Source organism: Thioalkalivibrio sp. ALJ21, from assembly GCF_000378605.1.
GTDB lineage: Bacteria > Pseudomonadota > Gammaproteobacteria > Ectothiorhodospirales > Ectothiorhodospiraceae > Thioalkalivibrio.
This window is the reverse complement of record NZ_KB905156.1, coordinates 865,955-886,870: the sequence shown is the minus strand read 5'-3', so window position 1 is coordinate 886,870 and position 20,916 is coordinate 865,955. Positions and strand designations below refer to the sequence as shown.

The following is a 20,916-nucleotide window of genomic DNA, read 5'->3' as shown; positions in this document are numbered from 1 at the left end:
TGCAGCTCACCAACGGGGTTGCGCCCCATCGTGAAGCGAACGTTAGCAGGGCTTCCCTGAACGGTGCATTAACATAAAAACCGATAGGGATATGCCGATTCCGTCGCGCCCCGCGGTCAGCGCCCGTGCACGTAGCGCTCGTCCGACCAGGTCGCCAGCCACTCCGGGCGCACCATCACCAGGCCGGTCACCACCATGCCGTTGAGGACGGCCTCGGGCAGCACGAGCAGGGCCAGATAGCGCACGTAATCGCGGTAGATATCGCCCCAGGCCAGGTCGGTGAACAGCCCGTAGATCACCGCCGAGCTCAGCACCGTGGCCGCCACCGTCAGGGCCCCGCCGAGGAACGCGACCCCGTACAGGTAGATGAACATGTGACGGGGAAGCCAGGCCTCGGTCGCCCGCAGCAGGCCCCAGGTCACGGCCACCGGCAGCACGCCCGCCAGCAAGACCGTCAGCGGAAAGGCCGCAAGCGGCAGCGCCCCCAGCAGGGCCAGCCCCGCGACCACCAGAAACACCATCAGGATCGCCAGCTGCCAGCCAAACATCAGCGTGATCGTGGCCATGCCGAGAAAGTGCAGCGCCAGGCCCTCCAGGGTCTGTGCGCGCAGACCCCAGATCAGCAGCAGACACAGCGTGGCAATCACAAAGAGCTGCGTGCGACCGGGAACAAAAAATGCCTCCCAGGGCATGCGCCGCAGCATGATCAGCAGCCCCGTCCCCAGAAGCAGGGCGGACAGCACTCGGAGCGCAACCGGGAGTTCGCCCGCCCCCTCGACCATGGTCAGTCGGGCTCGCGTTCGGCGGCCGCGACGGTATATTCGCGGCCCTGCTTGACCTTGTCGTAGTTGCCGAACACTTCCTTGAACCCCTTCTCGATAAACCGCCGCAACCCGGTAATGGTTACGACATAGATGCGGCCACCGGGGTTCATCTGCTCGTGGGCATCCAGCAGGTAGGTGTAGAGCATCTCCCGGCCCACCTTGGCCGGCAGGTTCGAGGCCACGAGATCGAAGTGCCGGTCGCGGATCTGGGCAAAACCGTTGCTGTTCATGCACTCGACGTTGGTGATGCCGTTGAGCTCGGCGTTGCGCCGACTGTATTCGACCGCCAGAAAATTGGTATCCACCAGCGTCGTTGTGCCCTGCGGGGCCTTGCGTGCCAGGGTCAGGCCGATCGGGCCATAGCCACAGCCCAGGTCCAGGCAATCGTCATCCGGTTGCACCTCGATGCGATCCAGCAGCATGCGCGTGCCATCGTCAATCCGGCGCGGCGAAAAAAGTCCCCAGGTCGTACGAAAGCGCAGGGGCTCGCCCGCCAGGGTATCGGCGAATTCGAGGTCGCGTTTGAGCTCCGCCTGGCGCGCCCGGCGCGAACGGGAATCCGGGAATGCCTCGCTCACGTGGACACCCCTGCCGCCCGCGCCAGCTCCTGCCACAGCCCCTCGGCGGTGGACGTCGGGGCCATCGCATCCTCCTCCCCAGGCAGGCCCAGCACGCTCAGGTGCCCCATCTTGCGACCCGCCCGCGCCTCGCTCTTGCCATACAGATGCAGGCGGGCACGCCCGGTCTCCAGCACGCTGGACCAGTCAGGGCGGCCGTCCGCGGGCCACAAATCCCCCAGCAGATTGACCATGGCCACCGGGGTGGTCAGGCGCGCCGGGGCGAGCCCCAGACCACAGATCGCGCGCACCTGCTGTTCGAACTGGGAGACAGTGCAGGCATCCAGCGTGTAATGGCCGGTGTTGTGAGGGCGCGGGGCGATCTCGTTGACCAGCAGCTCTCCACCCATCGTCAGGAAGAACTCGACCGCCAGCACGCCACAATAGTCCAGGCGATCGGCAATCAGCTGCGCGATCGCCACCGCGCGGCCGGACAGGTCCTCGTCGACACGCGCCGGCACCCGGCTCAGGTGCAGGATGCCGTCGCGGTGTACATTTTCGGCCACCGGGAAGGCCTCGCTGCGACCATCCGCCGTGCGCGCCACAACGACCGACAATTCACGTTCGAGCTGCACCCGCTCCTCGAGCACGCAGTCCACGCCACCGAGCTCTGCGTGCGCGGCGGCCAGGTCGCCCATGTGATCCATGGGGCGCTGGCCCTTGCCGTCGTACCCCAGCCGGGCGGTCTTCAGGATCGCCGGGAAGGACGGCGCACCGGAGGTATCCTCGCCACCATCGCCACCGGCCGTGACCGGGCGCCAGGGAGCGACTGCCACCCCGATCTCGGCGAGGAAGCGCTTTTCCTCCAGCCGATCCTGGGCCACGCCCAGCGCGCAAAGCCCGGGCCGCAGACAGACATTGGCCTCCAGCCACTCCAGTGCCGGGCGCGGGATGTTCTCGAACTCGCAGGTAATCACCGCGCACTGGCCGGCCAGGGCCGACAGTGTCTCCGCATCCTCGTAGGGCTGGCAAAGATGGCGCGTGGCGACCTGTCCGGCGGGGCTGTGCGGGTCGGGGTCCAGCACCCAGACCGCATAGCCCATCTCGCGCGCAGCCCGCACAAAGTAACGGCCGAGCTGCCCGCCGCCGAGCAGCCCCAGTGTGGCGGGAGGCAGGATCATGATGCGGCCGGAGGCAGGATCTGGTTGAGCACCGTATCGCGCTGCGCGCGGCGGAAGGCGTCCAGACGTTCGCACAGGGCGGGGTCGGAGTTGGCGAGCATCGCGGCGGCAAACAAGGCGGCATTGGCCGCGCCGGCCTCGCCTATGGCGAAGGTCGCGACCGGGATCCCCTTCGGCATCTGTACGATCGACAGCAACGAGTCCTGCCCCTTCAGATGGCGCGAAGCGACCGGCACGCCAAGCACCGGCACCGAGGTCTTGGCGGCCAGCATCCCGGGCAGGTGCGCGGCACCGCCGGCCCCGGCAATAATCGCGGCCAGGCCCCGTTCGCGGGCCTGTTCGGCATATTCGAACAGGAGATCCGGGGTGCGGTGGGCGGAGACCACGCGCGCCTCGTAGGGCACGCCCAGTTCCTCCAGCACGTCCACCGCGCGTTCCATCGTCGCCCAGTCGGAGGTGCTGCCCATCACCACGCCCACGCGCGCAGCGGTATTGTCTTTGTTGGCCGTCATGGACGGAACCTTAGCCGCCCCGCCCCGGGGCGACAAGCCCGCGATGAGGCCGAATCCTCACAGCCCCGGGCTGACAGCCCTCGATCCGCATCTCGTGCGGTGCTCATCCAAGCTCCGCCAGCAACTGGCGGATCATATGCTCGGCCTGGGAACCATAGCCCCCGCCAAACAGGTGATCGTGGTTCAGGATGTGGTAGAGGTTGTAGAGCGTCTTGCGCACCGGGTAACCAGCATCGACCGGGCGCATCTCCTCGTAGGCGTCGAAGAAGTCCTGCCCGGGATGACCGAACAGCTCCATCATCGCCAGATCCGCCTCCGGATCGCCGTAGTACACGGCCGGATCGAACAGCACCGTCGTGCCATCGGCCTGGAAGCCCCAGTTGCCACTCCACAGGTCCCCGTGCAGCAGTGACGGCCCGGGCCGGTAGTCACTGAAGAACCCGCTCAGATTCGCTTCCAGCGACTCCAGCGCCTGGATCAGCGAATGTGCGGCCCCGCGCTCGCGCGCCAGGCCGCGCTGGAATCCCAGGCGCTCGTCGCGATAGAACGACACCCAGTCATCGTGCTGGCGGTTCGACTGCGGCGTCGAGCCGATGTAGTTGTCGTGATCCAGCCCGAAGCGCGCCGCCATCTTCATGTGCATGTCGGCCACCCCGTGGCCCAGCGCGACCCCGTCGCGCCGGCCACCCAGGTCCAGCTCCTCCAGCACGATAAAGCAGACACCCTCCGCCTTGCCCGTACCGATCACTGCGGGGATCTTCACCCGCTCGCAGCGGGCCAGTTCCTCGAGCCCGCGCGCCTCGGCCGCAAACATCGCCTCGGCCATCGCGCCCCGGTTGAGCTTCACGAAATACGTCCGGCCATCGGTCCCGGTCACGCGCTGGGCCTGATTGATCGAACCCCCGGAACAGGCCTGGCTTCCTGTCGGCTCGAACGCGCTTGCGGTATGGTCCGTGATGCACTGGGCCACCGCCGCCGTGATGGCGTCAGGGCCCGCAGAATCCAATCGGTTCATCCTCGGTATCCGGCTTGCTTTCCAGAAGGCAGGTTAACGGTTGCCGCGGGATTCGTCAGGAGACTCACCCATGGCCTTTCGCAAACTCGAACCTCTATGCGACAAGATCGGCGCCGACCGTATCCGCGCGGTCATCGACGACTTCTATCGCCGCCTGTCCAGCGACCCGGAGATCGGGCACCACTTCGAGCGCATCCAGGACTTCGAGTCCCATGTCCGGCGCATCTCGGATTTCTGGTACATGAACCTGGGCGGACGCCTGGAGCAGCCGCCCACGATCGACATGGTCGGCAAGCATGCCCCGATGAACCTGACCGAGGCCGATCTGGCGGTCTGGATGCGGCATTTCAAGGCGACCACCGAGGAGCACCTGGAGGCGCCACTGGCGGCCGAGTGGCAGCAGCTGGCCGAGGGCATCGCCAGCCGGATGCGCGAGGACATCATTCGCTAGCGTCGCCCTACCCGCCTGCCCTGTTGAGGCTGGCCCTGGTTCGGCATCCGGTGTTTACGGTGCCTTCGTCCGGCCGCCAGCCTGCGCTGTCTCGGCAGCGCACCCCGAGTTACTTCTTTGCTCGTGCAAAGAAGTAACCAAGAAACACGCCCGGGATTCGCCCAGGAACCTTGCTCCGGACGCGCCAGGCCGGCGGCGCTGAAACTCGCTTCGCTCAGACAGTCAGCGCCTTCTCCCGGCCTGTCACGCCCTCCACAAGGGGCTCATATCGGGAGGGTAGGTCAAAACCAGTCGTGTTCCAGCGCTTCTGGCTATCCCTTACGCCGTAGGGTGCGTTGAGCGCAGCGAAACGCACCATCCCAGCGTCGGCGCAACCCTGATGCGATTCGCTGCGCTCATCCGCATCCTACGATGGGATCTGGCGCCCGCTGGCGGGCGCGGCACGCCAGGGCCGAAGGCCGCGCGTGCCCAGGATGTCGGAACACCTAGCCTTCAACCATTGCCACGAACGTCTGGATCGCCGTTGTCTTGACCTTCTCCCCCCGCATGAAGCCCCTTGCGGAAGGGTCCTCGGGACGGACGATTCAAAATAGAAACGGGGGCGCTGACTGTCTGAGCGAAGCGAGTTTCAGCGCCGCCGGCCCGAGGGCCCTGGAGCAAGGTCCCAGGGCGGAATCCGGGTGCCCTTCTTTGGATACTTTCTTGGGCAAGCAAGAAAGTACCTCGCGGCGCGCTCGCGAGTGAGCGCACGGCAGTATGTGGACCGAAGGCACGTAAACACCGGGTGCCGAACCAAGGCCAGCCTCAACGTAACGTGCGAAGCAGCCCCGGCCCGTCAGCAGGCGTTTTCGGTGTAGCCGGGCGCGTCGCAGAAGGCGCGGCCGAGCGCGAGATCCTCGCGCATGTTGCGCAATGCCCGGAGGTGATCCTCGCGGCTCGCCGCGAGTTTGGACTCTGGCGTCACCGGAAACAGCAGCTGCGACAGCGACGGCGGGTCCTGCCCCAGACGCACCGCATAGACGATCTGGTAGGCATATACCCGGCGCACATAATCGCGGGTCTCCGAGAACGGGATCAGCTCGGCCCAGATATCGGCGTCCATCTCGCCGTCGTCCGGCAGCCAGGAGCGCACGCGATGCGCCCCGGCGTTGTAGGCCGCCGTGGACAGCAGGCTGTGCCCGCCAAAGCGATCCAGGTTGCGCCGCAGGTAATAGGTCCCCAGCGTCGCATTGGTCGCTGGGTCGAGGATGTCCCAATCGGAGTTGACCCGGACCCCGGCGCTGGAGGCGATCGAGCGCCCGGTCGCCGGCATGATCTGCATGACCCCCAGCGCACCGGCCCCGGAGCGCACGTCGTGCAAAAAGGCGCTCTCCTGGCGGGCGATCGCCATCGCCCAGGCCGGGTCGATGCCCTGTTTTTCCGCGCCCGGGACGATCACGGAATCGAAGGCCAGCGGGAAGCGCAGCTCGATATCGTCCCAGTTGCGGGCCCGCGCGATGGTGAAGATCGCCCGGTCGTACCAGTTCCAGTCGGCGAACTCGGCAGCCGCAGCCTCGAGCTCGGGCGGTTCCATGTTGGCCACCGTGCGGGTCCACTCGCGGCGCGCCTCGGCGTAGCGATCCAGCGCCACCAGTTCGCGCATGCGCTGCATGGACGGGCGCTCCATGATCGATTCGCGCGCGCCATTGGCCAGTTGCAGGGGCTGGTGCGCAATGCGGTAAGGCTGGCCCAGACGATCGGCGGCCAGGAACCCGTGGAAATTGCGCTCGCGCGCCGCCCGCTCGTAGAAAAAGCGCGCCTCCTCGGCATCGCCCAGCTGCTCCAGCGCCCGCGCGTACCAGTACTGCCAGGCGGTTTCGTCGCGGGCATCGCGGCCCATGGAGCGGATCGCGCTTTTGACCGTCTCCCAATCGCCATCATGGAGTGCGGCGCGTACCTGCCACTGGCGCAGCTGGTCGTCGAAGACCTCGGTGTCCAGGCCCTCCATGAACTCCAGCGTCTCGGAGCGGAAACGCAGGGCGAGACGCAGCGCAAGCGCATGTTCGATCTCGCGGGCCGTCTCGGCCGGGAATCCCAGGCGCTCGCCACGCTCCTCCCAGCCCTTCAGGGCCGCATCCAGGTCCTGCGGAATCCAGCGCTTGAACGCCTGTTCCAGCATGGCCTCGGCCGAGCGGTGATCGTCCGCGCGGAAGTCGACCTCGACCACCCGTGACGGCCGCGACTCGAGCTCCAGCCAGCGCTCCGCCCAGTCGCGATCGGCGCTGGCCAGGTAGCGGCGCAGGTAGCTCGCGAGCCCGGTCTGGCGCGCCTGCATCGCCAGGGCGAAACGCTCCCAGGCCAGTTCGTCCGTCAACCCGCCGGCATCGCGCCAGGCCTTAAGCGCCGGATCACAGGCACTGGGGCGGGACTGGCCGTGCAGCCAGATCGAGTCCATATCCTCGATCGCCGCCGAGGTGTTGCCGGTCTCGATCAGTGCCTTGCGCCGCTGGCAGTCCTGCGTAACGGAGAGGTCGCGGCCATCGTCGGCAAAGTCGATATACCGTGACCACTCCTCTTCGCGAGCCAGATACGAGAGGTAGTTGCTGCGCAACTGGCCGGCCAGCGGGGTGTCGTCGTGCTCTTCGATAAAGGCACGCACGGCATCGGGGTCCGCGCGCCCCAGGTCGCGCGCCAATTCGCGATGATCCAGGTAGGGCGTCAGCGGATAACCCTCGAGCGTGCTGCGGGCATTGCGATAGGCCGTCATGTCGCCGCGGCTCAGGGCGCGTTCGGCATGCAGGAACAGGCTGCGTTCGAAGACCATCCCCGTCGGGGCCGGGTTAGCCGCCGGGGCCCCGGCGGCGAAGGCCATGACCAGACCGGTCAGACCCGTGGTGAGTATCCTGGGCAGGCGCATCGGATTGCGTTCTCGCTTGTCTGATCCGTTCATATTCCGCACGACCTGTAGCAGGCGCAATGGCCTTGTGGTGATTTCGCACCGGCCGGGCCGCATTCCGCGACAATCCCGCGATCCTCGAGCATAGAACCCGTGACCGGTATCACCCGCGTTCGATCACGGAATAGTCCCCGCGTTCCAGGCCATCCAGGGTCCAGGAGGCTACCCGGTAACGCACCAGGCGCAGGGTCGGATACCCTACCGCGGCGGTCATGCGCCGCACCTGGCGGTTGCGGCCCTCGTGCAGCGTCAGCGCGAGCCAGGTCGTCGGGATGGACTTGCGAAAGCGTACGGGCGGGTCGCGCTCCGGCAGATCGGGCGGAGCCATGCGCTCGACCTTCGCCGGCTGCGTGCGGCCGTCCTTCAGGTCCACCCCGGTGCGCAGGGCCTCCAGGGCGGCGTCATCGGGCTCGCCCTCCACCTGGACCCAGTAGGTCTTGCTGGTCTTGTGGCGCGGCTGGGTCAGCCGCGCATTCAGACGCCCGTCGTCGGTCAGCACCATCAGCCCCTCGCTGTCGCGGTCCAGCCGCCCGGCCGGGTAGACCCCGGGGATGTCGATGTAATCCGCCAGCGTGGGGCGCCCTTCCAGGTCGGTGAACTGCGGCAGCACGCCCCAGGGCTTGTGGAACAACACGATTCGGGACATTAATCGCAGCGCACGGTTACGCGCTGGGCGAAATGGCGTCCCAGGTCATAGTCCACCGTGGCCCCGTAATCGAGCATCATGGCCTTGGCGACGAGTTGGGGATCCGGGCGGGGGCGCTCCAGCTCTGCACTGCAGCCCGCGGCCGCGAGCCCGTCGGCCTCGATGATGCGCGTACCGGCCGGCTCCTCGTGCAGGAGCTCGATGAAATAGGTCGGATCGTAGACCTTGTACGCCAGGGTCTCGGAACCCACATCGACTGGCTCGTCCAGCGCCAGGCGGAAACGGAAGAACAGCAGCCCCTCTTCCATGCGCATGGACGGATCGGGCTCGGCAACGACGTCCACCTCGCGCCCGCCGGCCTCGACATGGCTGTACCACTCGTATTCCTCGAGGTTGCCGAGGATCTCGCGGGCGAGCGCCTGCAGCTTCTCGTCTTCGGTCGCGCCCTCCTGATGCGCCAGGGCGTCCTCGTAGAGGTACTGCCCGTAGGTCGGGTCGAAGCGCCAGCGATGCAGCATGTGGCTGATGCGCCCCTCGCCATCGCGTTCCAGCGTGATCTCCAGGTCGATCCAGGCATGCGGATGCGCCTGCACCTGCGCACTGACCAGCAGCAGCCACACCAGGCCCGCGGCAAGGATGGCGTAGAGAACAGAACGTGGGCTCATGCAATCTCCGGGGTCGTGGACCGCCAGGCACCGGCGGCCGCCAGCAGGCGACCATGATAATCGCGCGCCACCCCGAGTTCCGCGAGCCAGCGCGCGGCATCGGGTTTCGGCCCGGTAGGGCTCAGGGCCTCGATCCCCGGCAGGTCGGGGATGCGGTCCACCAGCCCGGTCAGACGGCGCGACAAGCGCAGCCGGTCCGCCTGCTCGGCAATGCGCGCGGCCACCACGTCGGCCCGGCGGATATTGCAGCGTGCCACGGCCGGCGGTTCGGCCAGCACCGTTCCCAAGTCGCCCAGGCGGCGAAGGATTCGCGCCGCGGTCCTGGGGCCCACGCCCTCGATACCCGGGATGTTGTCGCTGGCATCGCCCGCCAGGGCGAGCATGTCGGCAACCTGTTCCGGACGGATGCGAAAGCGCTTCTCGATCGCGCGGCGATCCAGCGCGGTCCCGCGCTCCGGATCATGCATCCGGTCCTGGTCACCGAGGATGACCTGGGTCAGGTCCTTGTCCGCGCTCTTGACCTCGATGCGACAGCCCGCGGTCCGGCCGGCACGCGCCAGGCTGGCGATCAGGTCGTCGGCCTCGTACTCGGGATGGGCCAGGGTCCGGAAGCCGAGTTGACCGAGAAGCTCCCGGATACACGTGAACTGCTCGCGCAGTTCCGGTGGCGCCGGCGGGCGGTGGGCCTTGTAGGTGGGGTCGAGCCGATGGCGAAAACCCTGGCGCAGGCTCTCGTCGAAACAAAAGGCGATCGGGCCCGGGGCGCAGGCGGGCAGCCACTGGCAGAGCGAATGCACCAGCCCGTGCACGGCCCCGCCCGGACGTCCGAGAGGATCCGGGTCCAGCCCGCGCGCGAACCAGGCACGAAAGACAAAGATGCTGGAGTCGACCAGCGTCAGGGTCGGGCGCGGCGGCCCCGGGTGCGACTCAGTGCAGGCGTTCAAGGTCCTTGCGCACCCCGGCGATGGACTGGTCGAAGGCCGCGCGTTCATCCGCGTCCAGTTCCAGCTCGATCACCCGTTCCATGCCGCCCTGGCCGAGGATGCAGGGCACGCCCATGGCCACGTCGCGTTCCCCGTACTCACCTTCCAGCAGGGCCACGGTCGGCAGCACGCGCCGGCGATCCACGGCGATCGCCTCGACCATCTCGGCGATGGCCGCGGCGGGCGCGCCATAGGCGCTGGAGGTCTGTTTCAGGGCGAGAATCTCGGCACCCCCGTGGCGGGTACGCTCGACGATGTTGTCGAGCTTCGCCTGGTCCATGAAGTGGTGCAGCGGCACGCCATTGACACTGGAATAGCGCAGCAGCGGCACCATCGCATCGCCATGACCACCCAGCACCAGTGCCTGGATGTCGTGGGTGGAAAGCCCCGTCTCCAGGGCGATGAAGGCCTCCATGCGCGAGGTATCCAGCACCCCCGCCTGCCCGAAGATCCGATCGCGGCTCCAGCCGGTCTTCTGCCAGGCGCGGTAGGTCAGCACGTCCACCGGGTTGGACACCACCAGGATGCGGCTCTGCGGGGCATGGACAAGGATATCCTGCAGGATCTGGTCGAGGATCTCGACGTTCTTGTCCAGGACATCGGAGCGCGACATACCCGGCTTGCGCGGCAGCCCGGCCGTGACAATCACCAGTTCCGCACCGGCGATCACCGAGGGTCCGTGACTGCCGATCAGGCGCGTATCGAAACGCAGCAGGGGCGCGGTCTCCTGGATATCCAGCGCCGCACCGGCCGCCGCACCCTCGCGCACGTCCAGCAACGCGATCTCGCGGGCGACATCGCGCCGGGCCAGGAACTGGGCGGTGGATTCGCCGACGCGTCCGGCTCCGATGATGGCGATTTTCTGCATGCTTCCCTCGTCTGACGGAGGTGGGTTTAGCGGCGGGCAACCCCGCTGTCGCGCGCGGCCTGTGCGACCGCCTGCGGCACGGTATCGATCAGGCGCGGATCGAACGGGGTCGGCAGGATGTAGTGCGGGCCGAACTCGAGTGCCTCCAGGCCGTAGGCGTCCAGCACGGCCTGCGGGATCGGCTCGCGGGCGAGCGCGGCCAGCGCGTGCACGGCCGCGACCAGCATCTCGTCATTGATGCGGCGCGCGCGCACATCAAGCGCACCGCGGAAGATGAACGGAAAACCCAGCACGTTGTTGACCTGGTTGGGGTAGTCCGAGCGGCCCGTCGCCATGATCAGGTCATCGCGCGTCTCGAGCGCCAGTTCCGGACGGATCTCCGGATCCGGGTTGGACAGCGCGAAGATCACCGGCTTTGGCGCCATGGATTTCAGCATCTCGGCTGTCAGCAGATCGGGACCCGACAGCCCGATGAAGACATCCGCCCCCTCGCAGGCATCTTCCAGCGTGCGCGCCTCGGTATCGACCGCGAAGATCTGCTTGTATTCGTTCAGGTCGTTGCGCTGGCTGTGGATCACGCCCTTGCGGTCCACCATGAACAGGTTCTTCTTGCTCGCCCCCAGGCGCAGTAGCAGTTGCATGGAGGCGATGCCGGCCGCACCGGCGCCCACACAGACAATCTTCGCGTCACTGAGCTTCTTGCCCTGGATCTCCAGGGCATTCACCAGACCGGCCGCGGTAATGACCGCCGTGCCGTGCTGGTCGTCGTGGAAGACGGGGATATCCAGCCGCTCGGACAGGCGACGCTCGATCTCGAAGCAGTGCGGCGCGGCGATGTCCTCGAGGTTGATCCCGCCGAAGCCGCCGGCAATGCGGGCCACGGTGTTGATGAAGTCCTCCGGCTGCGGCGCATCCACCTCGATGTCGTAGACGTCGATGTTGGCGAAGGCCTTGAACAGCACGCCCTTGCCCTCCATCACCGGCTTGGCCGCCAGCGCGCCGACATTGCCCAGCCCCAGCACGGCCGTGCCATCGGTGATCACCGCGACCAGGTTGCCCTTGCCGGTATAGCGGTAGGCGAGCTCCGGGTCGGAGGCAATCGCACGCACCGGCGCGGCCACACCCGGCGAATAGGCCAGGGAGAGATCATCCTGGGTCGCCGTGGGCTTGGTGATATGGATGGCCAGTTTCCCGGCCGGCTGCTGTTCGTGGTAGTCCAGCGCGCGCTGGGTAAAATCCTTGGACATGGTGTGGCGGGGCCTTTCAAGCAGTGTCTGTCAGAATACAGCGGGGTTACGGGGCCGCTCCGGCCCCGTAACCCGTCAGTTGACCGGGTGGGTCGGCACCGAGGAGCGCCGGGCCTGTTCGTACAGCGGCCGGAACTCGTCGGCCATGCGGGTCAGGTCGCGCTGGCGCGACTCGGGCGCCGGGTGCGTACTCAGGAACACCGGATGACTCCCGTTCGCCTGTTCCGCCATCTTGCGCCACAGGCTCGCGGCCGCGTCCGGATCATAACCAGCCCGCGCGGCCAGTTCGATCCCGATGCGGTCGGCCTCCGCCTCCATCCGGCGGCTGTGCGGCAGCTGTACCGCGAGCGCAGCCCCCAGGGCGGCGCCAGTCAGCGCCACGGGCGAGCGGTCGCCGGTCATCGCATAGCCCGCTACCGCGAGATTGCTGGCCAGGGCCACCGACATCTTCTCGGCCGTGTGCGCGGACAGCGCATGGGCGATCTCGTGGCCGATGATTTGCGCCAGTTCGTCGTCGGTCAGTTCCAGTTGATCGATGATGCCGGAGTAGATCGCCATCTTGCCACCCGCCATGGCGAAGGCATTGACCGTGTCCGGCGCCTCGATCACGCGAATCTCCCAATCCCAGTCGGCGGTCTCGGGGCGGTACTTGACCGCCTGCGCCACCACGCGCTCGGTGATCTGCTGTACGCGCGCGGTCATCTGGGGGTCGGCGTCCACCCGCCCCTCCTCGCGCGCCGGGGCGAGCATCTCCACATAGGCCGTGCGCGAGGCGTCGATTGCCTGATTCTCGGAAACGAGCATCAGCTGCGAGCGCCCGGTGACCGGGTTGGTGGTACAGCCCGGCAGCGCGACGGCCAGGCCCGCGCCGATCAGCAGCGTCAGGACCAGCGCCGCCCAGCGACGGGGAAACAGGCGGGACAGGGCGTTCATGGATCAAGCACCTCGAGATCAAAGGGGTGGCGGATACGCATCCGCCCTCGCTCCCTCCAAGGATACACCGCGCCGCGTGCAACAACGGTGTTACCCAGCAGTGAGCGTGGTTCCAGATCCTCGAAAAAATCGCGGTCATCCCCGGAGATCAGCAGATCCAGTGGGCCGTCCAGGACCAGGACCCAGTGCGGGTCGCGCACCCGCACGTCGATCACCTCGCCCTGGACCCGCAGCCGCCCCTGCGAGCGCTCGCGCGGCGGCTCCAGCCAGCCGACCGGGAAGGCCTCGAGCCGCTCCAGCCAGAGCCCTCGCGACGCTTCCCTTGCCGCAGCCTCGGCCCCGTAGTAGCACTCGTCCAGGGGCCCCGGTTCCGGCCCGGGGCGCGGCATCGCCAGACCATCCCCAATCAGGCTGGCCGCCGGCAGCGGCCCATCGTCGATCCAGGCATGCATGCGCAGGCGGCCATAGGCGTCGCGGGCCGGACGCCCCGGCAACAGCACCAGGCGCTGATCGACGCCGCGCAGGCGTTCCTCCAGGGACTCGCGCAAGTCCAGCCCGAAGCCGACTGGCAGCAGCTGTGGCGCAACCGGCGGAAGCGGGGCCGCCGGTGCCAGACCCAGCAGACGGATGTGTCGCCCGTCTTCCAGTTCCAGGGCATCCGGCGCCCACACACGCTCGACCGTCACGCGCTGCAGATCGCGCGGATCGTGGTCCTCCAGCGCACATTGCGCCGCGGCCACCGGCGCGAGCAGCCACGCCGACAGCGCGACCAAACAAACGAGGGCGCCCCGCAGGACGCCCTCGTTGCTTGGCACGAGCATCCGCTGGACGCCCCGCCAGAAACCGCCTCGCGCCATCGGGCGCGAACGCACTCTAGGGAGACGCTGGTCTAATCGCACGTCCGCGTTGACACCCCAGGTTTTCCGAGACAAGGCGCGGTGCGCAGCCGGTAGTGGTTCTACCGGTAAGGGCCGCAACGCCGGATCGGGGAACCTGGGGTGCCAACCCCGAAGGGGCTCGGCCGCTTTTGCGCGAGAACGGCGTTGCGGTTCCTTTGTGCAGAATGACTGCACGGCAGTCACCGCGCCTTGTTCGCACGCAAAAGCGACTCGAGCGCGGACGCGCGATTAGACCAGCGTCTCCCTAGAATGCGAAGCGGCGGTTGAACTTGTCGACCTGACCGGCGGTGTCAACGATCTTCTGCTTGCCGGTGTAGAACGGATGGCACTGCGAGCACACGTCCACGTGCATCTCGTCCTTCGAGAGAGTGGAGCGGGTCTCGAACTGCGTGCCGCAGCTGCAGATGACCTTGACGTTGTGATAGTTCGGATGAATGTCGGCTTTCATGGTCGGCTCACGCGTGTTCTGGCGAAAAGTGCGATAGCATAGCCGCCTTCCCGGGGCTGTTGCAAGGTCCCGTGTAAAGGCCGGGAGGCGGAGCCTGTGGACGCAAGCCCCTGAAGATAGCGCCCCTTCGAGGCATTCCAAACGGCCTGTGGATAACCTTGTGGACGAATTGTCAGCGCCGGCAGCAACCGGGGCCAGAAGGGGCAGCGCAACCCGCCCCCGACCGACAACCCGACCACGCAACCCGTTAAATCAAAAGAACAATCCGGGAGTACACCGGCTGACGCACCAGGCTCCGGGCGCACCCGGAGCCGCTCCCAGAAGGCGATAACGTACTGTGAATAAAAGCAACATCCCGTCTCCGGACAACGCGCAGCGCGTAGGCTTTGTCAGCCTCGGCTGCCCGAAGGCACTGGTCGACTCCGAACAGATTCTGACGCGCCTGCGCGCCGAGGGCTACGAGATCGCCGCCGACTATGACGGCGCGGACCTCGTCGTGGTCAATACCTGCGGCTTTATCGACGATGCAGTGGCCGAATCCCTGGACGCGATCGGCGAGGCCCTGGATGCCAACGGCCGGGTAATCGTCACGGGATGCCTGGGCAAGGATGCCGAGCGCATCCACGAGACCCATCCGGGCGTGCTCGCGGTCACCGGGCCGCATGCCTACGAGGAAGTCGTGGGCGCGGTGCACGAACACCTGCCGCCGCCGGCGACCCCGTTCGAGTCACTGGTGCCGCCGCAGGGGATCCGCCTGACCCCGCGCCACTACGCCTACCTGAAGATCTCCGAGGGCTGCAATCACCGCTGCAGCTTCTGCATCATCCCCAGCCTGCGCGGCGACCTGGTCAGCCGCCCGATCGGCGAGGTGCTGGCCGAAGCGGAGCGCCTGGCCGCAGCCGGAGTGCGCGAGATCCTGGTGATCTCGCAGGACACCTCGGCCTATGGCGTGGACGTGAAGTACCGCACCGGCTTCCATGACGGGCGCCCGGTCCGCTCCGACATCGCCCACCTGGCCGAGGCGCTGGGCCAGCTCGGCATCTGGGTCCGCCTGCATTACGTCTACCCCTACCCGCACGTAGATCGGCTGATCCCGCTGATGGGCTCGGGCGAGGACGGCGGGATCCTGCCGTATCTGGACATGCCGCTCCAGCACGGCCACCCCCGGGTACTCAAGGCGATGCGCCGCCCGGCTGCCGCCGAGCGCGTACTGGAACGCATTGCGAGCTGGCGCGAGCAGGTCCCCGACCTGACGCTGCGCTCGACCTTTATCGTGGGCTTTCCGGGCGAAACCGAGGCCGAGTTCGAGACCCTGCTGGAGTTCCTGCACGAGGCGCAGCTCGATCGTGTCGGGGCCTTTGCCTACTCGCCCGTGGAGGGCGCTGCGGCCAACGACCTGCCGGACCCGGTGCCGGAGCCCGTGCGCGAGGAGCGCCTGGCGCGCTTCATGGACGTACAGGCCCGGATCAGCGCCGAGCGGCTCCGCCGCCGGATCGGCAGCCAGCCGGTGGTGCTGGTCGACGAAGTGCACGCGGACGGGGCCGTGATTGCCCGCTCCGCCGCGGAGGCCCCGGAGATCGACGGCGTGATTCGCGTGGCCGGGATCGACCCGGAGTCGGTGGATGTCGGGGACTTCATCGAGGTCGCGATCACCGACACCGACGAGCACGACCTGATCGCCGAACTGCCAGACGACTGACCACAACCCGACCGAACGGAAGCACTGATGAGCGACGCCCTGCTGGAAAGCCATATCCCCGATCTCGAACGGGTCCATCGCGGCAAGGTGCGCGACCTGTACGCGGTCGACGCCGACCACTGGCTGATGGTCACGACCGACCGCCTCTCGGCCTTTGACGTGATCCTGCCCACGGCGATCCCGGGCAAGGGGCGCATGCTGACCGCGATTACCGAGTTCTGGATGCACAAGGTTGAACGCGAGCTGGGCATCCCCAACCAGCTGACCGACATCCCGCTGGAGCAGGCGGTCCCCGACCCGGCGATCCGGGCGCCACTGGAGGGTCGCAGTCTGGTAATTCGCCGGCTCGAGGCGCTGCCGGTGGAGGCCGTGGTGCGCGGCTACCTGATCGGGTCCGGCTGGAAGGACTATCAGGCCAGCGGCGCGGTCTGCGGCATCCCGTTGCCGGCCGGCCTGGAACTGGCCTCGAAGCTGCCGGAGGCCATCTTCACCCCCAGCACCAAGGCCGCCGTCGGAGATCACGACGCGAACATCGACTTCGCCACCGTAGTGGACACGATCGGCGAGGAACGGGCGCAACAGGTGCGCGACGCCGCACTGGCAATCTACGCGATGGCGCGCGACTACGCGGCCGAGCGCGGGATCATCATCGCGGACACCAAGTTCGAGTTCGGGGTAGACGCGAACGGGACGCTGCACCTGATCGACGAGGTCCTTACGCCCGATTCGTCGCGCTTCTGGCCGGCGGACCAATATGCACCAGGCCGCAGTCCCGAGTCCTTCGACAAGCAGTACGTGCGCGACTATCTCGAGACCCTGGACTGGGACAAGACCGCCCCCGGACCCGAGCTGCCGGCCGATGTCGCGGAGCAAACGGCTGCGCGCTACCGCGAGGCCCTGGAACGCCTGACCCGCGACGCATGAACGACGTGCCACAGGGCCTGTTTGTTACCGGGAGCGACACCGGGGTCGGCAAGACCTTCGTTGGCTGCGCCCTGCTGGCAGCGTGGCGCGCCGAAGGCCTGGACCCGCAGCCACGCAAGCCGGTGGAATCTGGCTGCCCCGAGCGCGACGGCACGCTGTTCCCCGAGGATGGCGCCGCCCTGACCGCGGCGGCCGGCCTTCCCGCAACGGCCGTGGCGCAGGTGACACCCTGGCGGTTTCCCGATGCTCTGGCGCCCGATCAGGCCGCTGCGCGCCAGGGGGTGCGGCTGACGATCGCGGAACTGGCCCGGGCCAGCGAGGCACCGGGTGGCGGCCCCCGACTGGTGGAGGGCGCGGGCGGGTTCTATTCGCCGCTGTGTGCCGACGGCCTGAATGCCGATCTGGCGCAGGCCCTGGGCTTTCCGGTCCTGCTGGTGGCCGAGGACCGGCTGGGAGTACTGAACACCTGCCTGCTGACGCTGGAGGCGCTGGAACATCGCGGCCTGACACTGGCCGGGATCGTGCTCAACCGGCGCCGCGCCGATACCGATCCGCTGCTGGACAACGTCGGGGCGCTGACCCGGTACACGGCCGCGCCGATCCTGTCGCTGCCGGAGGGGATAGCCCCGCAGGACGCGACTCAGAAGCTCTCGATCTGGAAGTCGTCCTGGCGGATGCCGCCCTCGCCCGGCGTCACTTCGTCCAGGGTCTGATCCGGGCGCACGGCACCATTCCCGCTCTCCGGCTCGGCGGCCTCACCGGACTGACGGAACGAGGCCAGCAGATCACGCAGCTCGCGCGTCCCGGCGTGATCCACACGTCGGCTCTCGATGATATGAACCGGCCGCTGCGCCTCGCCGTAGTACGCCTCGTTGAAGTCGTCGCGCACGGTCAGGCGCGAGCCGGACAGGCTCATCCCCAGGTAGGCCCCACGCGAGCGGGAATAGGTCAGAAAGTCGGCCGTCGGGGTGGATCCACGCCCGGCCCCGACCGGACCGGCGGCAACGGAGGCGTCGGCGCCGAGACGAATGGCGGAACCGAACATCGAATCAACTGCATCCTGGGTACGTGCGACCATCACGACCTCGGCGGCATCCCCCCCGAACTGCATGCCAAAACTGATCGACCCCAGCGAATAAAAGGCAACCGGTGAGTAGTCGCCCTTGTCCTCGTCCCAGGCGAGGAACACACCCATGCCCCCGGAGCCCCCGATCAGGAAGGCACCACGCCCGATACGCGGAAAGATCACGACACCTCGAGCGGTACGCAGGTCTTCCTGCAGGTGTTCATATTCGGGGTGCGTTGCCAGACGCTCCAGCGTGACCTTCGCCCGATCGACGATGTCCTGCGGGTCAACCTCGCGGCTGAACGGGTTGGCGTGGGCAGTGGCAGACAGCGCAGCCACCACCAGCGCGGTCAGGCAAAGATGGATCAGTCGCTGCATTGGATAAACGCTCCGGATTGCTCGGAATTGGCGACATGATCGCATAAAAAAAGGGGGCCGAAGCCCCCTTTTCCGTGCTGCGATCCGCAGATCAGTTGACCTTGGGATCCAGCTCGCCGCTCTTGTAGCGAGCGACCATGTCGTCCAGCGAGACCGGCTTGATCTTGGACGCCATGCCGGCGCAACCGAAGGCCTCAAAGCGGGCCTTGCAGATGTCCTTCATGGCCGCGGTGGAGGCCTTCAGGAATTTGCGCGGATCGAATTCCTTCGGGTTTTCCGCCAGGAACTTGCGCACCGCGCCGGTGGAGGCCATGCGCAGGTCGGTGTCGATATTGACCTTGCGCACGCCGTGCTTGATGCCTTCCTGGATCTCTTCAACCGGCACGCCATAGGTCTCGCCCATGTCGCCGCCGTAGTTGTTGATGATCTGCAGCCATTCCTGCGGCACCGAGGACGAACCGTGCATGACCAGATGGGTGTCCGGGATGCGGTTGTGGATCTCCTTGATGCGCTCGATGGCGAGGATGTCGCCGGTCGGCGGACGGGTGAACTTGTAGGCGCCGTGCGAGGTACCGATGGCGATCGCCAGGGCGTCGCACTTGGTGTTCTTCACGAAGTCGGCCGCCTCGTCCGGATCGGTCAGCAGCTGGTCGTGGGACAGCTTGCCTTCGGCACCGGAGCCGTCTTCCTCACCGGCCATGCCGGTTTCCAGGGAACCCAGGCAGCCCAGTTCGCCTTCCACGGACACGCCGCAGGAATGCGCCATCTCGGCGACCTTGGCGGTCACGTCACGGTTGTAGTCGTAGCTGGCCGGAGTCTTCATGTCGGGCATCAGCGAGCCGTCCATCATCACCGAGGTGAAGCCGGACTGGATCGAGCGCAGGCAGACCGCGGGCTCGGAGCCGTGGTCCTGGTGCAGGACGATCGGGATATCCGGGTACTGCTCGGCGGCGGCCTCGATCATGCGACGCAGGAAGGGCTCGCCGGCGTACTTGCGCGCACCGGCCGAGGCCTGAATGATCACTGGAGAGTCGACCTCGGCGGCCGCTTCCATGATCGAATGGATCTGTTCCATGTTGTTCGCGTTGTAGGCCGGCATGCCGTAGCCATGCTCGGCGGCATGGTCCAGCAGTTGGCGAAGGGAGATCAGTGCCATGGGTTCCTCCTTAACGGGATCGGACTGACGTAGTAAAAAATCTTGGGATTGCCAGGGGGCCGCGCCGGCTCACAGCTCGTCACCAACGCGCACGATCTTCATGGCATTGGTGCCGCCATGCTCGCCCTGCAAATCACCCTTGGTAATGATAACCAGCCCGCCATCCTGCACGACGCCCTCGGCCCGGAGCAAGTTGACCGCCTCACGGTTCAGGCTCTCGTGGCTTTCGGGGATCGGCTCCAGGATCCGGGGATACACCCCGCGATAGAGCGTCATACGGCGGCTGGTGGACTCGTGCTGGGTGAGCGCGTAGATCGGGATACCGGAGCTGATACGCGACATCCAAAGGGCCGTGGAACCGGATTCGGTCAGCGCAGCAATGGCCGCCACGTCCAGGTGATTGGCCGTGTACATCGTGGCCATCGCGATGGCCTCGTCCACGCGGCCAAAGGTCGAATCCATGCGGTGATCCGACTGGCGCGCGGCGCGCTGACGCTCGGCGGCCTCGCAGATTCGGTCCATGCTCTCGACCACGCGCGCCGGATAGCGACCCGTCGCGGTCTCGCCGGAGAGCATCACCGCGTCCGTGCCGTCGAGCACCGCGTTGGCCACGTCGAAGACCTCGGCTCGCGTCGGGATCGGGTTCTGGATCATGGTCTCCATCATCTGGGTCGCCGTGATGACCAGACGATTGAGGGTGCGCGCCCGCGAGATCAGGGTCTTCTGCACGCCGGGCAGCTCGGCATCACCAATCTCCACGCCGAGGTCCCCGCGCGCGATCATGATCACCTCGGAGGCCGCGATGATCTCGTCGATCACCTCCAGGGCCTCGGAACGCTCGATCTTCGCGCAGATCCCGGCCTCCCAGCCGGCGTCCTTCAGCAGGCTGCGCGCCAGGTGCAGGTCCTGCGCGGAACGCGGGAAGGAGACGGCCAGGTAGTCCACCTGCAGCTCGGCCGCCAGACGGATATCCTCGCGGTCCTTGTCGGTGATCGCGGGGGCGGACAGGCCGCCGCCCTGGCGGTTGATGCCCTTGTTGTTGGACAACTCGCCCCCGACCACGACGGTCGTCTCGATGCGCGCCCCGTTGACGGCGGCCACCTTGAGCACAATGCGTCCGTCATCCAGCAGCAGGATGTCGTCGGGACGCACGTCCTGCGGCAACTCCTTGTAGGTCAGCCCGACCTGGGTCCCATCCCCGGCGTCGCGATCCAGGTCTCCGTCCAGCGCGAAGGATGCACCCTCCTGGAGCTGGACCCGGCCTTCGCGAAAGCGGTCGATGCGGATCTTCGGGCCCTGCAGATCGCCGAGGACGCCGACGCAACGGCCCGCGCGATCCGCCGCGGCGCGCAGGCGTGCGAGGCGGGCACGATGGTCATCGGGGTCGCCATGCGAGAAGTTCAGCCGAACCACATCCACGCCGGCCCGAATGATGGCCTCCATGGCCTCGTCGGTATCCGTGGCCGGCCCGAGGGTGGCCACGATCTTGGTACGTCTCATCCGCGTCGCTCTCCGTCAGCGGAGAGCGC

At 67.2% G+C, this 20,916-nt stretch carries 21 protein-coding genes; 4 read left to right on the top strand and 17 right to left on the bottom strand.

From position 1 onward, the window contains the following. Positions 1-116 precede the first annotated feature (116 nt). The 5 genes from F579_RS0110275 to F579_RS0110255 all read right to left on the bottom strand — a co-directional run bounded on the left by F579_RS0110275 (position 117) and on the right by F579_RS0110255 (position 4,089). The gene (locus tag F579_RS0110275; RefSeq protein WP_019023301.1) at positions 117-782 is read right to left on the bottom strand and encodes an energy-coupling factor ABC transporter permease; all 666 of its coding nucleotides are present in this window, start codon (positions 780-782) and stop codon (positions 117-119) included. A gap of 2 nt (positions 783-784) precedes the next feature. Further along, complete coding sequence (locus F579_RS0110270; protein ID WP_019023302.1) at positions 785-1,402, bottom strand: class I SAM-dependent methyltransferase; 618 nt, start codon at positions 1,400-1,402, stop codon at positions 785-787. After that, entirely contained in the window at positions 1,399-2,562 is a 1,164-nt protein-coding gene (locus F579_RS0110265; RefSeq protein ID WP_019023303.1) for a 5-(carboxyamino)imidazole ribonucleotide synthase, read from the bottom strand. The genes F579_RS0110270 and F579_RS0110265 overlap by 4 nt, the downstream gene beginning before the upstream one ends. Beyond that, complete coding sequence (purE, locus tag F579_RS0110260) at positions 2,559-3,074, bottom strand: 5-(carboxyamino)imidazole ribonucleotide mutase (RefSeq protein WP_019023304.1); 516 nt, start codon at positions 3,072-3,074, stop codon at positions 2,559-2,561. Before purE ends, F579_RS0110265 begins: the two co-directional genes overlap by 4 nt. A gap of 103 nt (positions 3,075-3,177) precedes the next feature. Next, positions 3,178-4,089: a fructosamine kinase family protein gene (locus F579_RS0110255; protein ID WP_019023305.1), complete on the bottom strand. Its 912-nt coding sequence runs from the start codon at positions 4,087-4,089 to the stop codon at positions 3,178-3,180. Positions 4,090-4,159: 70 nt separating this feature from the next. Between F579_RS0110255 and F579_RS0110250 the strand changes: the two genes are divergently transcribed. Further along, positions 4,160-4,540: a group III truncated hemoglobin gene (locus F579_RS0110250; RefSeq protein WP_019023306.1), complete on the top strand. Its 381-nt coding sequence runs from the start codon at positions 4,160-4,162 to the stop codon at positions 4,538-4,540. Between the two features lie 835 nt (positions 4,541-5,375). Here the strand turns inward: F579_RS0110250 and F579_RS0110245 are convergent. The 9 genes from F579_RS0110245 to rpmE form a co-directional block, all read right to left on the bottom strand. Then, positions 5,376-7,436: a transglycosylase SLT domain-containing protein gene (locus F579_RS0110245; RefSeq protein ID WP_019025620.1), complete on the bottom strand. Its 2,061-nt coding sequence runs from the start codon at positions 7,434-7,436 to the stop codon at positions 5,376-5,378. Positions 7,437-7,578: 142 nt separating this feature from the next. After that, on the bottom strand, positions 7,579-8,121 hold the full coding sequence (locus tag F579_RS0110240) for a pseudouridine synthase (RefSeq protein ID WP_038029645.1): 543 nt from the start codon (positions 8,119-8,121) through the stop codon (positions 7,579-7,581). Beyond that, the gene (locus tag F579_RS0110235) at positions 8,121-8,786 is read right to left on the bottom strand and encodes a DUF1007 family protein (protein WP_012983737.1); all 666 of its coding nucleotides are present in this window, start codon (positions 8,784-8,786) and stop codon (positions 8,121-8,123) included. Before F579_RS0110235 ends, F579_RS0110240 begins: the two co-directional genes overlap by 1 nt. Next, positions 8,783-9,730: a 5'-3' exonuclease H3TH domain-containing protein gene (locus F579_RS0110230; protein ID WP_019023309.1), complete on the bottom strand. Its 948-nt coding sequence runs from the start codon at positions 9,728-9,730 to the stop codon at positions 8,783-8,785. The genes F579_RS0110235 and F579_RS0110230 overlap by 4 nt, the downstream gene beginning before the upstream one ends. Beyond that, positions 9,714-10,637: a malate dehydrogenase gene (gene mdh / locus F579_RS0110225; protein ID WP_019023310.1), complete on the bottom strand. Its 924-nt coding sequence runs from the start codon at positions 10,635-10,637 to the stop codon at positions 9,714-9,716. Before mdh ends, F579_RS0110230 begins: the two co-directional genes overlap by 17 nt. A 26-nt stretch (positions 10,638-10,663) precedes the next feature. Further along, a complete protein-coding gene (locus F579_RS0110220) occupies positions 10,664-11,884 on the bottom strand; it encodes a malic enzyme-like NAD(P)-binding protein (RefSeq protein ID WP_019023311.1) in 1,221 nt (406 codons plus the stop codon). 75 nt (positions 11,885-11,959) lie between these two features. Further along, on the bottom strand, positions 11,960-12,817 hold the full coding sequence (locus F579_RS0110215; protein ID WP_019023312.1) for a M48 family metallopeptidase: 858 nt from the start codon (positions 12,815-12,817) through the stop codon (positions 11,960-11,962). Then, positions 12,814-13,590, bottom strand: coding sequence for a hypothetical protein (locus F579_RS0110210; protein WP_019023313.1), 777 nt, complete (start codon positions 13,588-13,590; stop codon positions 12,814-12,816). The genes F579_RS0110215 and F579_RS0110210 overlap by 4 nt, the downstream gene beginning before the upstream one ends. A 370-nt stretch (positions 13,591-13,960) precedes the next feature. Further along, complete coding sequence (gene rpmE / locus F579_RS0110205) at positions 13,961-14,164, bottom strand: 50S ribosomal protein L31 (protein ID WP_012983743.1); 204 nt, start codon at positions 14,162-14,164, stop codon at positions 13,961-13,963. A gap of 337 nt (positions 14,165-14,501) precedes the next feature. Here rpmE and rimO point away from each other — a divergent pair, with 337 nt between their 5' ends. Genes rimO through bioD form a run of 3 tightly spaced genes read left to right on the top strand, consistent with a single transcriptional unit; the run spans position 14,502 to position 17,500 of the window. Further along, positions 14,502-15,863 carry a 30S ribosomal protein S12 methylthiotransferase RimO gene (rimO, locus tag F579_RS0110200; RefSeq protein WP_019023314.1) on the top strand — a complete coding sequence of 454 codons (1,362 nt, stop codon included), beginning with the start codon at positions 14,502-14,504 and terminating at the stop codon, positions 15,861-15,863. 27 nt (positions 15,864-15,890) lie between these two features. Further along, complete coding sequence (locus F579_RS0110195) at positions 15,891-16,787, top strand: phosphoribosylaminoimidazolesuccinocarboxamide synthase (RefSeq protein ID WP_019023315.1); 897 nt, start codon at positions 15,891-15,893, stop codon at positions 16,785-16,787. Next, the gene (gene bioD / locus F579_RS0110190; protein WP_019023316.1) at positions 16,784-17,500 is read left to right on the top strand and encodes a dethiobiotin synthase; all 717 of its coding nucleotides are present in this window, start codon (positions 16,784-16,786) and stop codon (positions 17,498-17,500) included. Before F579_RS0110195 ends, bioD begins: the two co-directional genes overlap by 4 nt. Here bioD and F579_RS0110185 read toward each other — a convergent pair. The 3 genes from F579_RS0110185 to pyk form a co-directional block, all read right to left on the bottom strand. Further along, positions 17,428-18,231: a lipid-binding SYLF domain-containing protein gene (locus tag F579_RS0110185; RefSeq protein WP_019023317.1), complete on the bottom strand. Its 804-nt coding sequence runs from the start codon at positions 18,229-18,231 to the stop codon at positions 17,428-17,430. The two genes, bioD and F579_RS0110185, sit on opposite strands and share 73 nt — an antisense overlap. Before the next feature lie 91 nt (positions 18,232-18,322). Then, positions 18,323-19,387 carry a class II fructose-bisphosphate aldolase gene (fba, locus tag F579_RS0110180; protein ID WP_012983748.1) on the bottom strand — a complete coding sequence of 355 codons (1,065 nt, stop codon included), beginning with the start codon at positions 19,385-19,387 and terminating at the stop codon, positions 18,323-18,325. Between the two features lie 69 nt (positions 19,388-19,456). Continuing rightward, the gene (pyk, locus tag F579_RS0110175; RefSeq protein ID WP_019023318.1) at positions 19,457-20,887 is read right to left on the bottom strand and encodes a pyruvate kinase; all 1,431 of its coding nucleotides are present in this window, start codon (positions 20,885-20,887) and stop codon (positions 19,457-19,459) included. Positions 20,888-20,916 lie beyond the last annotated feature (29 nt).

Bases quoted from the DNA above. Each gene is read 5' to 3' on its own strand.
- F579_RS0110275 (WP_019023301.1), bottom strand. From the start codon at position 782: ATGGTCGAGGGGGCGGGCGAACTCCCGGTTGCGCTCCGAGTGCTGTCC.
- F579_RS0110265 (WP_019023303.1), bottom strand. From the start codon at position 2,562: ATGATCCTGCCTCCCGCCACACTGGGGCTGCTCGGCGGCGGGCAGCTC.
- purE (WP_019023304.1), bottom strand. From the start codon at position 3,074: ATGACGGCCAACAAAGACAATACCGCTGCGCGCGTGGGCGTGGTGATG.
- F579_RS0110255 (WP_019023305.1), bottom strand. From the start codon at position 4,089: ATGAACCGATTGGATTCTGCGGGCCCTGACGCCATCACGGCGGCGGTG.
- F579_RS0110250 (WP_019023306.1), top strand. From the start codon at position 4,160: ATGGCCTTTCGCAAACTCGAACCTCTATGCGACAAGATCGGCGCCGAC.
- F579_RS0110245 (WP_019025620.1), bottom strand. From the start codon at position 7,436: ATGCGCCTGCCCAGGATACTCACCACGGGTCTGACCGGTCTGGTCATG.
- F579_RS0110240 (WP_038029645.1), bottom strand. From the start codon at position 8,121: ATGTCCCGAATCGTGTTGTTCCACAAGCCCTGGGGCGTGCTGCCGCAG.
- F579_RS0110235 (WP_012983737.1), bottom strand. From the start codon at position 8,786: ATGAGCCCACGTTCTGTTCTCTACGCCATCCTTGCCGCGGGCCTGGTG.
- mdh (WP_019023310.1), bottom strand. From the start codon at position 10,637: ATGCAGAAAATCGCCATCATCGGAGCCGGACGCGTCGGCGAATCCACC.
- F579_RS0110220 (WP_019023311.1), bottom strand. From the start codon at position 11,884: ATGTCCAAGGATTTTACCCAGCGCGCGCTGGACTACCACGAACAGCAG.
- F579_RS0110215 (WP_019023312.1), bottom strand. From the start codon at position 12,817: ATGAACGCCCTGTCCCGCCTGTTTCCCCGTCGCTGGGCGGCGCTGGTC.
- rpmE (WP_012983743.1), bottom strand. From the start codon at position 14,164: ATGAAAGCCGACATTCATCCGAACTATCACAACGTCAAGGTCATCTGC.
- F579_RS0110195 (WP_019023315.1), top strand. From the start codon at position 15,891: ATGAGCGACGCCCTGCTGGAAAGCCATATCCCCGATCTCGAACGGGTC.
- bioD (WP_019023316.1), top strand. From the start codon at position 16,784: ATGAACGACGTGCCACAGGGCCTGTTTGTTACCGGGAGCGACACCGGG.
- F579_RS0110185 (WP_019023317.1), bottom strand. From the start codon at position 18,231: ATGCAGCGACTGATCCATCTTTGCCTGACCGCGCTGGTGGTGGCTGCG.
- fba (WP_012983748.1), bottom strand. From the start codon at position 19,387: ATGGCACTGATCTCCCTTCGCCAACTGCTGGACCATGCCGCCGAGCAT.
- pyk (WP_019023318.1), bottom strand. From the start codon at position 20,887: ATGAGACGTACCAAGATCGTGGCCACCCTCGGGCCGGCCACGGATACC.